Origin of the sequence: Rothia sp. HMSC065D02 (genome assembly GCF_001815285.1) — a bacterium.
Taxonomy (GTDB): domain Bacteria; phylum Actinomycetota; class Actinomycetes; order Actinomycetales; family Micrococcaceae; genus Rothia; species Rothia dentocariosa.
In genome coordinates this window covers 1-15373 of record NZ_KV820060.1, presented here as the reverse complement: position 1 = coordinate 15373, position 15373 = coordinate 1, and the positions used below count along the sequence as shown (strand labels likewise).

Below are 15373 nucleotides of genomic sequence, written 5' to 3'. Positions count from 1 at the left end.
TCCTTATGTCGTTCGCCTGAAGTTTTCACAAGATTTTGGTGCCCGCCGCTTCCTAGATTTAGTCCGCGGGCGGATAGGTTAGTTACGATTACCGTGTTCAGAGGGGCTGTCAGAGAGCACTGCTGCCTCGGTTTCATCAGGTAAAAGAGGCGCAAGCGCGGGAAGCTCTTCCAGAGAGTTGAGACCTAATTTTGTCAAGAAAAGTTCCGTAGTCTCGTAAAGAACCGCGCCGGTTCCCTCCTCTTTACCGGCCGCGCGCACGAGCTGGCGCTGTAGCAGCTGACGTACCGATGCATCTGCGTTTGTTCCTCGGACTGCGGCTATTGCGGCACGCGTAACCGGCTGCCGGTAAGCGATAACTGCCAGGGTTTCATATGCGCTTTTGCTCAGGGTAGCGCTCTGTGAACGGGTCACAAACCTCGCTACCCAGGGAGCAAAATCGGTGCGAGAATACAACCGCCAGCCACCGGCAACTTGGCGAAGCTCAAAACCACGCGGCTCGTGGGCTGGAGTGTCTTCACCATATTCCGAATCGTCACCGTTATATTCACGATAAAGCTCGTCAAGAGCATGCTCAATACTGCGTTCATTGACAATCAGGGCGGCAGAGAGTTCGCGCACGCTTACAGGAGTATCAGCAACAGCAAGAATAGCTTCAATAGCGCTTTTCACGCCCCCAGGAATAAGCTCAACGCGCGAGAATTCCTCTGCATCAGCGGCAACCGCTCGGGTTATCTTCGCGGGATGCCGAGCATCCGAAGACGTTATATTTTTATCAGAATCGCGCTCAGTCTCGGCTTTGTGTTCCTGGTCAGTAGAAGTCTGCTCGGGTACCGAGGCATTTTCGCGATCAGATTCTTCTCCGGATTCACTGTCTGTCTCAGTATCGGCACTAGGGTCCCAGTAGCCTAGGTTCACCATCGCTAAATCATTCTCGGTGAATTCATCCTCAAATCGGCTCCCCTGCTGCTGCGCGGCTGTCTTACCAGCGGAGTTGAAGGATTCTTCGCTCATGCGGTCTCCTCCCCTGCGTTTTTAACGCTCTCTGAAAAGGTAAGATCATCCGGGCTATCGCGATGTTCTGGGCTGTAGCTCTGCCCTGTATCATGTGCTGACACTGCCGGTTCAGCAGGAACAAAAGCACGCGCATATTCGGTAGCACGTACCGAAATCTCGGCAAGCGGCGCATCCTGATGTACGTCTACCGCACCCTCTTTATACAGTTCTAAGAGCGCCAAGAAACGCACAACTGCGATGTCAAGTCCCTGAGCATCATGCACCAGTGCCGAAAATGTTACCGATGATACCGTCGGTTTACACGTAAGAAGCGCATCCAGAATATATTGTTCTTCGTGTGCAATCGTTGTTGAGGCGCCGTGAAGATGCTCATTCAGTTCCTCAGCAACATCAGCCGGATTCGGTTCTAGATTAGTCGAAGGTTTCGGGGCAAATGCTTGCGCTGCAATACGCGCAAATTCCTCTACTCCCCCTTTGAAAACAAGCTCTGGAAGGGCCTTCACAAATACAGGTTCCAGCGCCACGGTCCGCGGAAAGCGCTGGGTCTCTTCGCGCCAACGATCAGCGAAAATAGCGGCTACCTCACGGTAGGCGCGGTACTGAAGCAACCGGGCAAAAAGCAAATCACGCGCTTCTAGAAGAGCCACATCCTGATCCAATGGTTCATGATTCTGCGGGAGTAGCCGGGCGGCTTTAAGCTCTAGCAGAGTCGCGGTCGTTACCAAAAAATCGCTTGCCTCATCTAATGCGCGTTCGGTGCCCTGTGAATATAAGGCATGCAGATACTCCAGGAACTCGTCGGTTACTTCAGCAAGCGCAATGTCTGTAATATCGAGCTTACGACGTGTGATCAGTGTTAGGAGAAGGTCGAATGGACCCTCAAAATTCGGTAAATTAAGCGTGAATCCGGCACCGTTCACCGAATTGGAGGCATCAGACGTCTCATGCGGTGTCGGTACCCTCACGGCAGCGACATTTTTGGTCATAGGTGACCGATTTCCTTTACTGGGGGGTTGCAGGATAACCTGCGAGATCATGAAAGATACAGGATGTACCGCCCATATTATACGTGCCTTGACACCATACCTTCAAGGTTTATAGGTGGTGTCAAGGCACATGGGATCCAGGATCTTATCGGGCTCCGCCCTTGTAAATAAGTTCACGGGCCACCTGCCGGTAAGCTTGAGCCCCGGTGTGGTTGCTGGCATATGAGAGGATAGGCTCTGCCGATACTGTAGCATCCGGGAATTTAACGGTTCGCTTAATCACGGTGTCAAAGACTTTATCTCCGAAGGCGTCAATAATACGTGCAAGCACTTCTTTAGAATGGATGGTGCGGGCGTCAAACATGGTCGCAAGAACGCCGGTAATTTCTAGATCCGGGTTCAGGCGATCCTGCACTTTCTCGATAGAGTCCACGAGAAGCGCCACAGCTCGCAGGGCAAAGAATTCGCATATAAGCGGAATGATAACGCCATGCGATGCTGTCAATGCGTTTACGGTTAGCAGGCCGAGCGAGGGCTGACAGTCAATCAGAATAACATCGTACTCATTCTGTACCTTACGTAGGGCTGAGGCGAGTACCTGCTCGCGAGCAACTTCGTTTACTAGCTGAACTTCAGCCGCAGAAAGGTCGATGTTTGCGGGAAGAAGGTCGATGTTCTCGATATCGGTCGGTAGAATAACGTCGTTAATATCGACCTTACGATCCATCATCACGTTGTACACGGTCAGCTCAAGCTCATGCGGATTTGTACCGAAACCAGCGGATAGGGCACCCTGAGGGTCAAAGTCTACAAGGAGCACTTTACGACCACACTCCGCAAGTGCAGCACCAAGGTTTATGGTTGAGGTCGTCTTTCCTACGCCACCCTTCTGATTCACCATTGAGATGATGCGGGCGGGACCATGTTGGCTTATAGGCGCAGGATCGGGATATTCACGTAGGGGTCGGCCGGTTGGTCCGAGTTCTTGTGCCGGTGCTTCGGTCAACTTATCTTCACCTTCGTCAACGAATTTTCTCTTCATGTATAAGGTTACCCCACACACGCCCGCTCAGCAGGTTTGTGAGTTCGCTTTACGTACGAATTATGTTACATCGCGCTCTGTTCAGGTCTATAAAACAAATAATTCGGGAATTCTAGAGGCCCCGCTCACCATAAGCCACAGCATTATGTAATTCTCATGCTAAATCAGACCTTGCAATATGCGGGAAGGCGCTTTCCTCCTAGAAACAGATACACCTCCCCGCATACTTTTTAACTTATTGATCTTCCGGTAGCGTTACAGTATTTTTAATCTTTGGTTCAGTCACAACGGACATCTGTTTGGTGGGAGATTTTTGACTTACCGCATTATCCACGTATTGGTCACCGTGTAGTTCGCCGCCCATGGTGGATTCGTCAAAGGGGATCTCCCCTTTCAGCACCGCATGAACACGATCCATATCTACCTCTTTAACAATCTTCCCCATGAGTAACGTCGCCACTGCGTTGCCTGTGAAGTTAGTGACCGCACGTGCTTCAGACATGAAGCGATCGATTCCCACGATCAAGCCCACACCATTAACAAGGTCGGGGCGGTGTGACTGCAAACCGCCTGCCAGGGTCGCCAACCCTGCGCCCGAAACACCGGCAGCTCCTTTCGAAGCAATGATCATGAAGACCAGCAGAGAAATCTGCTCGCCTAATGCAAGTGGAGTCCCCATAGCCTCCGCGACAAAAAGGGCGCTCATCGTCAGGTAAATTGCGGTGCCATCCAGGTTAAAGGAATACCCCGTAGGAACCACAACGCCTACGACAGGCTTCGAAACACCTAAGTGTTCCATTTTGGCGATAAGACGCGGCAGCGCCGCCTCAGACGAGGATGTTGAGAAGATGAGGAGATATTCGCGCGCCAGATATTTCAACAGGGTAAAGATATTCACACCGGTTACGAGCTTGAGAATAGTGCCCAGAACGATTACGACAAAGAGAATACAAGTGATATAGAATGCCACCATCAAAATAAACATTGAGGAGATCGCACGGGAACCGGTAGAACCTACAACAGCTGCAATCGCACCAAGCGCACCAGCAGGCGCTAACCACATAATCATCATGAGCAGACGGAATACGAGCGCCTGACAGTAGGTCAGAAATTTGAGGATGGGAGCGCCAACCGGTCCCATCTTCTGCAGGGCAAAGCCGGTCAAAAGCGCTACGAAAAGGGTTTGCAGAATATTACCGCTTGTCAAGGCCGAAAGCAAAGAAGTCGGCACGATGTTGAGCAGGAACGAGACAGTGCTGTCACCGCCATGTCCTTCAGACGAATTTGGAAGCGTGTATTTCGTTGTTGCCGGGTCATAGTGCAGCGAGCTTCCCGGCTCGATAATATTACCCACAACCAAACCAATCCCTAAGGCAAAGGTCGACATGAGTACGAAGTACAGCAACGCCAATCCACCGACCTTGCCAACGGTTGCTGCCTTAGCAATAGACCCTACACCCAGCACAATCGTGCAGAAAATTACAGGAGCGATCATCATCTTGATGAGAGCGATAAAACCAGTACCGATGGGCTGCAGCTCTTTTGCAAAATCGGGAACGGTCATTCCCAAGATACACCCAAGGATCACAGCGGCAATCACCGAGAGGTAGAGCATATGGGTTGGGTCTTTGTAGAACGGTTTCTTTGCGGATTCCGTACTCATTAATTCTTTCCTTTCGCGCCGGGGACGCACGGTGCTGTGTGTCTATACCGACCAGAACTTTATTGTTCCGGATTCAGGATGTTATACAGGCTACACCTACGGCAACATTAACGCGGGTGTTTTCTGACTAAAATATGCCATTGCAACAGAATATTTACATGTCTGTTACAAACAGCATAAATATTACATCTTTAGAGTGTAAATCGTATAAATAAGCTAAATTATAGTATCTTATTGGCGTATTTTCTCTTTAAACGCATATTTGTCGGCATAGCTATACAGACATAGTGTCGTCGTTCCGCGCAGCTATTCCCCACAGTCTACTTCTACTAATCACCTACTAAGTACGCTCATGTGCACGAGGATGCGCCATACGGTAAACCTCCAGCATCCCTTCCGGAGTAACCTTGGTATACACCTGCGTAGTCGCAATCGAGGCGTGTCCCAATAGTTCCTGAACCACGCGAATATCGGCGCCGCCCTGTACAAGATGCGTCGCAAACGAGTGTCGAATAGAGTGGGGCGAAAAATCAGAGCTCAGCCCTGCCTCCTCAGCTGCTTCTTTGAGGATAAGCCATGCTCCCTGTCGACCCAGCCGGCTCCCCCGCCCGTTGAGGAAAAGCGCAGCAGTACCTTTGCCGTGTGACGCAAACTTGGGGCGAGCGCGCACAATATAGTCTTCCAGCGCCCTCTGCGCGTAGGATCCCAAAGGTACTAAACGCTCTTTACCCCCCTTTCCAAAAAGGCGCACATACCCGGGAAGTGCAATAGATTCTCCGTTTTCATCGCGGGGTTTTTCACCCAGGTGTATATCGTCCAGATCTGTCGCCAGCATCTCGCTCACGCGCGCGCCGGTAGCATATAAGAACTCAAGTATCGCTCGATTACGCAGACCGGTAGGATTCTTGAGGCTGGGAGTGGCAAGAAGTTTTTGCATCTGCTCCACGGATACGGCTTTGGGCAATCGCTTCACATTTTTAGGCGGTTTCACGACAGCGGCAGGATCGGTCTCCAGGATGCGCGAAGCATGCCAGAAACTATGCGCGCCACGAACTGCAGCCATGGTACGTGCAATTGAATTAGGGCCCAGCGGCAGAGGCAGTGTGACATCACGCGTACTCGTTGAAGGAGCCTTTGTCTGATCCGAGGTGTAGAGGGAAACCGCCAAAGACTCCAGGGTATCTTCGAGTTCCTCTGCTCGGGTATCAGATTCAGATGGTTTTTCTCCCTGACGTTTGCTGGGATGCCCCGAATCCCCGCTCTCCTCCGCACGCGGCAGTGTCGGTTGGGCAAGTTCACGCATAAAGGCACGCACATCGGCAGTGCGAATTCGGTGAGCATCAATGATACCGCGTGACGCCATAAATTCTACATACCGCCTTAAATCACGTGAATACGAAGCTATCGTATTCTCGCTGCTGCCTTTTTCAACTCGCAGGTGAATAAGATACTGTTCAATATCCCGCTCAAGCGGACTTATACGATGTATTCCTTCGCTCAGGTGCTGAGAAACCATAGCGAATTATTCCTCGTGTTTAAAAGTTTCGGGTCGGATACGGCGCCCTCCCAAGTAAGGGTGAAAATCCCAGGTATCGGCGGCATCTCGCAAAGGCAATTGCTCTTGTCGAGTCCCGACCGCGCAATATGCCGCGAGAATAGCCTGAATAGCCAAACCGTTATGTAGTCGTCCCGCGAGCACAAGGCGTACGGCCTGTTCAAGTGGAACCCACCGGTAGGTAATCTCCGCTTCTTCGTCCCTGCGTACTATACGGTCTGCTTCAGGAATCTCGTACAGGTCTTGGGCAAGGTATATACGGCCCGCTTCCGAAGCGGCTCCCGGAGTCGTATAATAATCGACCAGGCTGTGCCAGCGATCAGCCCCAAGATCGGCTTCTTCCGCAAGCTCGCGCTGCGCTGCATGAAGAGGATCTTCACCGGTGATGTCAAGAAGACCTGCGGGGACCTCCCAGAGATTCATACGCACGGGATGCCTATACTGGCGCAGAAGCAGAATCTCATTCCGGTTGTTCACCGCAGCAACCGCAACGGAACCGGGCATGTCGATAACATCCCGCGTTAAAGTGGTACCGTGCCCGTCAAGATCATAGTGTTCCACGGCTGCTTGGAGAACATATCCGCTATACTGCACCTCACGGCTTAGGATTTCTCGCGTTGAGGGAGCATCGATCACATCAGCATACATAGAATCTATTCGATGCGGATTCTTGTTCTCTGAAGTGTTCATATCCCTATTCTAATTTGCATACTTACGGTCGCCAGAATCAGAACCTTAAGGACAGAGCTATCAGCTGACAGCGCTGACGTTTCTATTTTCCTTTGGCAGAGCAAAGTCGCGGACTACATCGGCAGTCCGCGACTTTTTATGAAGAAAGTTCTTACTCTTTACCGCTACGCTTGAGAGCTGCTTTCACCAGCCCCGCAAAAAGCGGATGCGGCCGCGTAGGACGCGAACGGTACTCCGGATGTGCCTGAGTCGCCACATAGTAAGGATGCACATCAGTGGGGAGCTCAACGTACTCCACGAGCGAGGAATCCGGCGAAGTACCGGAGATAACCAAGCCCGCGTTCTCAAGCTGTTCACGGTACTCGTTATTAACTTCGTACCGGTGACGATGCCGTTCCGCCACCTCGGTCTCGCCATAGGCCTGAGCAACCTGTGAACCGGGAACCAGATTAGCTGTGTACAGGCCCAAACGCATGGTTCCGCCCAAATCACCTGCGCCTTCCACAAACTGCTTTTGTTCTTCAATCGTGGCAATGACCGGAACCGATGTCTCCGGGTCAAACTCGGTTGAGGATGCGTCAGAAAGATTCAAAACGTTTCGAGCGTACTCAATCACCATGGACTGCAGCCCCAGGCAAATGCCCAGAGTAGGAATCTTATGTTCACGAGCATATTTCAATGCGCCGATCTTGCCGTCTAGACCGCGAATACCGAAACCGCCGGGTACTAAAATGGCATCCATATCGTGCAGCTGATGGTCTGCGTCTTCATCGGTGGCGCATAGGTCTGCAGCGACCCATTTGATATTGACCTTTGCATTATTCGCAAAGCCCCCGGCGCGCAGAGCCTCAGAAACCGAGAGGTATGCATCGGGAAGATCGATATACTTACCCACGAGGGCAATGTTAACGTCGGCGGAGGGGCGGTGTACCGCATCCAACAAACGATCCCACTGCGTGAAATCGGGGTCGGGGGCAGTCATGCCGAAGTATTCCAGAATATAATCGTCGAGCTTCTGGGAATGAAGGGTTTTGGGAATATCGTAGATGCTGGGGGCATCGGGACATGAGATAACGGCGGCAGTATCAACATCGCAGGCGTTACCGATTTTGGCGCGGTGCGATTCCGGAACATCACGCTCACAACGCAGAATCAAGCCATCGGGCAGGATACCCAAACCACGTAATGCTGCAACGGAATGCTGAGTAGGCTTCGTTTTGAGTTCGCCGGAAGGGCCGATAAAGGGGACCAAAGATACATGGAGGAAAAACACGTTCTGACGTCCAACGTCACGGCGTACTTGGCGTGCCGCTTCCATAAAGGGCAGCGATTCAATATCGCCTACCGTACCGCCGATTTCGGTGATGATGATATCGGGCGCGTTTTCGATTTCGGCGGCGTAACGCATACGTGCTTTGATTTCATCAGTGATATGAGGAATAACCTGCACGGTATCGCCCAAATATTCTCCGCGACGTTCTTTTGCGATAACGGTCGAGTACACCTGACCGGTTGTAACGTTAGCGGATTGGTCAAGGTTCTCATCAAGAAAGCGTTCGTAATGCCCAATATCAAGGTCTGTTTCAGCACCATCGTCAGTTACAAAGACTTCGCCGTGCTGGAAAGGGTTCATGGTACCGGGGTCTACGTTAAGGTACGGGTCAAATTTCTGCATCGTGACCGATAGACCACGAGAACGTAGAATCTGGCCGAGAGAAGAAGCTGAAAGACCTTTACCGAGAGAAGAAGCAACACCACCCGTAACAAAGATTTGGCGGGTTACCTTACCGTTAGCGGACGCGTTAAGAGCGTTATTATTTTCATTCACCACGGAATTCAAGCTTACCATTTTCTTTTCCCCTATCCAATAGAACACTAACGGACGAGAGCGTTTCTCTTCCCTAGATTTAATGAGCTCTTTCCCGTATTTCGCGCAGTTTTTACGCCATAATAAACGCTTCATCTACCGCTGAATACCGTGTTACACCACAACGGCCTCTAGAAATATCTGCGACCCAATACTACCGAATATCCTTGGAATGCTCCTCAGATATATCAGCTATGACCGTTGTCTTTTCAGCACCTGTTTACTCAAGCTGACCCCCTGCGCGTAAAAGCTCCCGCGCGTGTTCTTGGGCTGCTTCCGACTGATCGTGTCCGGCGAGCATACGAGCGAGTTCTACAACACGCTCTTGGTCAGAAAGTACCTGTACTTTCGATAACGATGCGTCATCATTTTTAAGGACCAGAATATGCTGATCCGCGAAAGCCGCAACCTGTGGTAGGTGAGTTACCACCAAAACTTGTACATGCTGGGCAAGCATTGCAAGCCTGCGACCGATCTCAATAGCAGCCTTACCGCCAACGCCCGAATCTACTTCGTCAAAGATAAAGGTAGGTACCGGATCAACTTCTGCCAACACAACCTCCAACGCAAGCATTACGCGCGAAAGCTCACCTCCAGAGGCGCCTTTCCCAAGTGGACGAGGGATTGCCTCACGATGCGGAGCAAGCATAAAGGTCACTGTGTCACGACCATGAATTGAAAATTTATCTGCCTCGGCAACTTCAACAACAAGAGAAGCATTCGGCATGGCAAGCGCGGTTAGTTCTTCACTAACAGAATCCGCCAAGCGCGAAGCGGCTTCTTGACGCGCTTTCATAAGCTGAGCTGCCTGCTCTCCTAAAGCCTGACGCAGGTCGGTGAGCTCTTGTTCCAGAGATTCCTGTCGCGCTGGATCATCAACAAGGCGAGTCAGGCGATCACGAGATTCTTCGGCCCACTCAAGGACTTCCGCAATATCTGCACCATATTTTCGCGTCAAATTTTTCAGCTGCGCACGACGCTCCTGTACCTGCGCTAGGCGTTCAGGCCCTTCAGAATCTAACGAGGTCGAATAGGTAGAGATATCGGTGGCAACATCGGTCGCCAGAACTAAAAGTTCGTTGACCCGTTGAGCTAAATTCTCTATATCGCTATCGGCACCGGCTTGTCCCAGAAGAGATGTATGGGCCGCATCCAGAAGACTCAGTACATTTGCCTCTGTGCCTTCCGCATATTCACTGCCCGACAGCGCCGCCGCTGCAACATCGGTTGCGGTACGAAGGGCCTCAACATTCATCAGTTTGATGCTTTCATTCTTAAGCGCTTCGTCCTCGCCCGTCTGTGGGTTTACGGAGTCTATTTCTTCAAGCGCCCCCTGCAAGCTTTGCGCCTCTAATGCTCGTGCACGAGAATTCTCACGAACCTCTTTATATTCAGCGGCTGCGACTCGGTACCGCTCATAGGTATGCTGGTACTTCTCTAACAGGTCAAAAAGCTTTTCGCCCGCATAAAGGTCTAGTGCACGACGTTGCTCGCTGGCAGACTTGAGACGCAATTGATCCGACTGACCGTGCACAGCTACAAGAGTTTGCCCAATCTCTGAAAGCTTACCGATAGGCGCAGTGCATCCTCCTACATGTGCTCGAGAACGCCCAGAAGCATTAACGGTGCGAGCTAAGAGAAGTTCGCTTGTTTTTTCATCTACCGGGTCAACTGTTCCGCCCACGTCCTCCGCAAGGGTCAAAGCCTTATGCTCTTGAGGTAGGCGCACGATGGCTTCCGCTAAAGCGCTCTTTGCCCCTTGACGCACACTTGCAGCATCACTACGTGCCCCAAGAAGCATACCAAGCGCCGTAACGACCATAGTTTTACCGGCACCAGTTTCACCTGTTAGAACCGACAGCCCGGGCTGCAAGGGTAATCGAGCATCAGTAATAACGCCCAAGTCCCGAATATGGATTTCTTCAATCACGATGCGTCTACCTTAAAGTCCTTACCGCATAGGGGCTGGAGTCATGCCACATACGCAAGCTATGTGCGGCTCTATTGCACTGACTGACTTCCTGTTGGAGCACCCCAAACATTCGGTTTTCGTGTGAGTACCAGATATAAATCAATGAGGCTCTTGTGAGCTGTTTTTTTCACCGGCATCACACGCCTCACGCTCTTCCTCAGAGGTTGGGCCTCGCCATCCTCGAATAGGCAGAGCAAACTTACGAACCAGCCGTTCAGAGAACGGGGCGGGGTGGATACGTGCCAAAAGCACTGGTTTTTCAGATTTACGCACCTCAATACGGGAACCGGGCAGCAGATCATTCATACGTCGTCCATCGCACCACAATACACCGGATGCACCATGAGCCATCATTTCAACAGCTACCATAGAAGACGGAGATGCTACTAGCGGTCGTGCAAAAAGGGCATGTGCTGAAAGTGGCACCAATAATATAGCTTCTACCTCGGGCCAGACTACCGGTCCCCCACCTGAAAATGCGTATGCGGTGGATCCCGTGGGCGTACCTATCACCACACCATCACAGCCAAATGTGCTTATTGGCTTACGATCTACCTCAATGATGACCTCAATCATCTTCTCGCGGTTGCCTTTTTCAACACTTACTTCATTAAGCGCCCAATCCGTGTGAACACGTTTCTCCTCGTGCCATACTTCAATGTCGATTGCCATACGCTCTTCGACCGCATACTCGCTCTTGACGATGCGGTCTACAGTTTCTTGCAGATCACTTTCTTCCGATTCCGCTAAGAATCCTACGTGTCCCAAATTCACGCCGATCAGCGGAATGCTTGTATGTCGCACCATTTCTGCAGCACGCAGGATAGAACCGTCACCGCCGAGGACCATACCAAGCTCAATATCAATAAGCGCAACACTCTCATGTACCACCTGCACAGGCACCGGATCGTCCCAGTTTTCCGTCAAGGCTTCCAGATCAGAACGGTTCATCACGGGCACTAGACCTGCACTATGCAGCTGTTTACACGCCTGGCGGGCTGCATCCCGTGCTTCTTTGCGGCCAGTATGCGCAAAGACTAGAATTTTACGATTTTCTGTTATTGACACGTTCTACCCTCCTCACAGCAGGCATTATTTGCGAATTATCCCACGACTACTTCTTTAGTATAGCCGAATTTCCCATTATACTGGAACATATTTTCTAGAACATTATTTCGATAAAAAGATTTGTTTGCTATTTCTGCTTCTTGCACCATAAGAAAAATTCGACGTTACCATCTTGCCCGGGTAAGGGGCTTTGCACAGTATCTATCACGCGAAGACCACATGATTGAGCCGAGTCTTGCACCTTACGCACGGCGAAAGCATGTGCTTGAGGATCTGTAACCACTCCTGCACGCCCAATTTGATGTTTTCCTACTTCAAATTGTGGTTTCACCATGAGCACTAAGTCCCCATCTTCCTCGGTCACCTGCGCAAGAGCATCTATGACTAACGTCAACGAGATAAATGATAGGTCAGAGACAACTAGGGAAACTAAGCCCCCAATATCCTCTGGAGTTAGATAACGCACGTTAAGACCTTCATAAGCATCAACTCGAGGATCCATGCGCAAAGACTCAACAAGTTGACCGTGACCCACGTCAACTGCTGCAATATGTGAAGCCCCACGGCGCAAGAGTACGTCGGTAAATCCTCCGGTAGAGGCACCTGCGTCCAGACAGCGACGGCCGGCTACAGTTATGTGCGTAAAAATATCTAAGGCACCAGCAAGTTTATGCCCGGCACGACTCACATATTCTGTAAGAGGGCTTTCTTGTACCAGTACATCATCGTCACGATGTACAGGCTGCGATGCCTTATACACAATTTTCCCATTAACACTCACGCACCCGGCATCAATAAGTTTTGCCGCTAAAGTACGAGATGCAGCAAGCCCATGCTCGGCAAGAAATTTATCGAGCCGCACCTAGGAGTTCTCCCCGGGTTCTCGGGAGAAACGTACATTATCTTCGAGGTTATCAACTAAGGTTCCATAGGCCCGAATACGCTCTACAGGATCCATCGCTAAAACAGCCTGCAGCTGTGTTTCAAACTCCTGGTAATCAGCTTCTTCAAGGGACTCATGGCTATCAGCATTTTCTGTAGAGTTTTGTTGTTTCTTACCCATAAGTTAAACCTCGGGAAGGCCTTGAATATTCGGGGTCACAGCCTGCTCCGGATGCGCCGCCCACCAGGCAGCGCAGGCTACGCGCCAGGCTTCTGCTTCCGCATCGCTGCCGGAAAAGTCATCTGGCGCGAAAGAGCCTTGGACGGTTAAATAGATATTGTTTCCCTGTACCTTGGCAGTCCATGATGGTCCATGCGCTGTAATCGCGTGGTCCTCATGGAGAATTTCGATCTGTGGATATGGTTCGAAAAAGTCATCAAGAGTGCGCAAAATATATGTGGGACGTTGTTCAGGGACCGCCGATATAACATCCTGATAGGTCTGCACGCCGGTCAGCACAAGTGCACCCGCCATATGAGCTTTGTTGGCTCCCAGAATATCGGTGTCAAGGCGGTCCCCTACAATAACGGGCTTTGAGGCTTTTACTGATTGAGCCGCAGTCTCAAAAATAGCGGCTTCAGGTTTCCCTGCGACTATCGGAGTACGGCGTGCTGCGATGCCTACCGCCGCTACTAGAGTACCATTACCGGGCGCTTGCCCTCGTTCCTTAGGAATAGTTTGGTCTGTGTTCGTGGCAACCCATAAGACGTTCTGATCAGCGAGAGTGTACGCTGCCTCTGCCAAATCTTCCCAGCTGAGTTGCGGGTTAAAACCCTGAACCACGGCAACAGGGTTGTCGGACTGTGATGATACAGGCTCCAACGCGACAGCCCGCAGACAATCTGCTAAAGCTTCAGTACCGGTAACCAGAATTTTAGACCCGGCGGGCACATGTTGAGCCAATAAAGCCGCACCAGCCTGGGCAGAACTGACAACACGTTCCGCCTGCGTGCGCACGCCTAAATCTTGCAGGTGAGCCGCTACAGATTCTACGGAGCGCGAGGCATTATTAGTCACAAAGACGACGGGAACCCCACTGCTTTCAGCGCGGTTCAAGGCTTCTGGCGCTCCCTCAATAGCGTAGGGTCCAGCGTATACTACCCCGTCGAGATCTGAAAGTAAGGCATCGTACTGAGCTAGTAGGGGTTCGCTCGTCATAATGTTCAATTCTTTCTGGTTATAGACAAAGCAAGTAGCCTCAGGCGAGGGACGGATAGTTTCTACTGCTCTGTTTCATTTTGGGAAGGCTTCGTTTCATATTCAGAAGATGCAACCGCCAAGTTCTTTGACTTGTCAGAACTATATGTCTCTTCCTTCTCTGGCTGTGTTCCCTCGTCAGTATTGCTTTGTTGTTCGAGGTCTTCTAGCACAGGTTCCTCAGGTTCAAAGAGCTCGGATTCACCATAAATATCGAAAATCTCAGGCTCGGCGAACTCACCCTGTCCCAAAGCGGCTTCGGCCCTGAACGCGAGGCGTGCCCACTGTTCTGCTTCCTGGCTTCGTCCTGCATTATCTAGAGCCTCGGAATATGCTGTGAAGAGTCGAGGGCTGTATTCGAAAGCCCGTTTTGGGTTTAGCTGCGGAATTTGAAGGGCCGATATCGCTTGCGATTTTTTGCCCTGATCTGCATATATCCCAGATTCAACAATGGCGAGTTCAACGCGAACCGGGGCAGGAAGCTCTTCACGTTTAGCTTCCTCTATCATGTCAAGAGCTTTAGAAATACGGTTAAGAGCGCGCTCGCAGTCTACGAGGAGCGCAAGATGATCCAGAGAACCGCTTATGCGACGATGCGTACGTAATTCACGTAATGCTAGTTCGTAATCTTCAGCGACATATGCGGCGACACCTACAGCCTCACGTACCGCAGAAATACGTCCTGCGCTTCGAGACGCAGCAACAGCATGCTCTAGCGCAAACTGGGGATCAAGCTCCAGATATCGTCCAGTCATAACAAGATGTTTTGCAACGGTAGCGGCATTCCTAGACTCAAGTGCGCGAAGTTGACGGCTTGTAGCACTATCTAACTCACGACCTGTTACATCACTGTCAAGCTCAGGCGCCTTTGGCTTGGCAGGACGATAACCCGCCCGACCGTCAACAGATCGCACGTTCTCCTGAGACTCTGCCTTATACACGTGCTGCCTAGGTGACTTACTCCGAAAACCGAAACGATGCGATTTATTCGGGTTTTTCAAATCGTTTTGGCGTCCTCCATCGCTATCCTTATGATTTGCCCCAGCCCCATCAGAATGTTGAGCGTTAGTGTGGTAGTTGCTCTTCTGGGAGTTTTTCGCAGTGGAAGCACCAATAGCACCCTGCTTATTTTTAGACTGGGGGGTCTCAGACATGAATCTCCTCAAAGGGGAAGGCGGGATCAACACAGAATCTTCGCTACAAATTTTGGAAGATAATCTCAGGGTGCTAAATGCACCTTTTATATTCTAGTACAGGTTGGCATAGACCGATACCCTAGAGATGCTAGATCACAAGATAACTTTGTCTACTGCATCTACTCGTAGAAGGCGGGCTAGTAGGTCGGGGTTGTTTGGTAAAAACCACAATTAAAC

Annotated in this window: 13 protein-coding genes; all 13 read right to left on the bottom strand. The window is 51.0% G+C overall.

What is annotated here, in order from left to right; translation table 11 throughout:
- Positions 1-78 precede the first annotated feature (78 nt).
- The gene (gene scpB / locus HMPREF3016_RS00155) at positions 79-1014 is read right to left on the bottom strand and encodes an SMC-Scp complex subunit ScpB (RefSeq protein ID WP_048752011.1); all 936 of its coding nucleotides are present in this window, start codon (positions 1012-1014) and stop codon (positions 79-81) included.
- On the bottom strand, positions 1011-2003 hold the full coding sequence (locus HMPREF3016_RS00150; protein ID WP_070739262.1) for a segregation and condensation protein A: 993 nt from the start codon (positions 2001-2003) through the stop codon (positions 1011-1013). The genes scpB and HMPREF3016_RS00150 overlap by 4 nt, the downstream gene beginning before the upstream one ends.
- 145 nt (positions 2004-2148) lie before the next feature.
- Positions 2149-3045 (bottom strand): ParA family protein, encoded by an 897-nt coding sequence (locus tag HMPREF3016_RS00145; protein WP_013398802.1) that lies wholly within the window; start codon positions 3043-3045, stop codon positions 2149-2151.
- A 235-nt stretch (positions 3046-3280) separates the two neighbouring features.
- Entirely contained in the window at positions 3281-4708 is a 1428-nt protein-coding gene (locus HMPREF3016_RS00140) for a cation:dicarboxylate symporter family transporter (protein ID WP_070627636.1), read from the bottom strand.
- A 340-nt stretch (positions 4709-5048) separates the two neighbouring features.
- The gene (locus tag HMPREF3016_RS00135; RefSeq protein WP_070739259.1) at positions 5049-6224 is read right to left on the bottom strand and encodes a site-specific tyrosine recombinase XerD; all 1176 of its coding nucleotides are present in this window, start codon (positions 6222-6224) and stop codon (positions 5049-5051) included.
- A gap of 6 nt (positions 6225-6230) precedes the next feature.
- Positions 6231-6953 (bottom strand): NUDIX domain-containing protein, encoded by a 723-nt coding sequence (locus HMPREF3016_RS00130; RefSeq protein WP_083315846.1) that lies wholly within the window; start codon positions 6951-6953, stop codon positions 6231-6233.
- A 151-nt stretch (positions 6954-7104) separates the two neighbouring features.
- Positions 7105-8802 carry a CTP synthase gene (locus tag HMPREF3016_RS00125; protein ID WP_070739256.1) on the bottom strand — a complete coding sequence of 566 codons (1698 nt, stop codon included), beginning with the start codon at positions 8800-8802 and terminating at the stop codon, positions 7105-7107.
- 238 nt (positions 8803-9040) lie between these two features.
- Positions 9041-10750, bottom strand: coding sequence for a DNA repair protein RecN (gene recN, locus HMPREF3016_RS00120; protein WP_070627630.1), 1710 nt, complete (start codon positions 10748-10750; stop codon positions 9041-9043).
- A 141-nt stretch (positions 10751-10891) separates the two neighbouring features.
- Complete coding sequence (locus HMPREF3016_RS00115) at positions 10892-11860, bottom strand: NAD kinase (RefSeq protein ID WP_070739253.1); 969 nt, start codon at positions 11858-11860, stop codon at positions 10892-10894.
- A gap of 127 nt (positions 11861-11987) precedes the next feature.
- Positions 11988-12722 (bottom strand): TlyA family RNA methyltransferase, encoded by a 735-nt coding sequence (locus HMPREF3016_RS00110; RefSeq protein ID WP_004004339.1) that lies wholly within the window; start codon positions 12720-12722, stop codon positions 11988-11990.
- Positions 12723-12923 carry a hypothetical protein gene (locus HMPREF3016_RS00105; protein WP_004004338.1) on the bottom strand — a complete coding sequence of 67 codons (201 nt, stop codon included), beginning with the start codon at positions 12921-12923 and terminating at the stop codon, positions 12723-12725.
- 3 nt (positions 12924-12926) lie between these two features.
- The gene (locus HMPREF3016_RS00100) at positions 12927-13961 is read right to left on the bottom strand and encodes an HAD-IIA family hydrolase (RefSeq protein WP_070449441.1); all 1035 of its coding nucleotides are present in this window, start codon (positions 13959-13961) and stop codon (positions 12927-12929) included.
- A gap of 62 nt (positions 13962-14023) precedes the next feature.
- On the bottom strand, positions 14024-15154 hold the full coding sequence (locus tag HMPREF3016_RS00095; RefSeq protein ID WP_070536486.1) for a tetratricopeptide repeat protein: 1131 nt from the start codon (positions 15152-15154) through the stop codon (positions 14024-14026).
- Positions 15155-15373 lie beyond the last annotated feature (219 nt).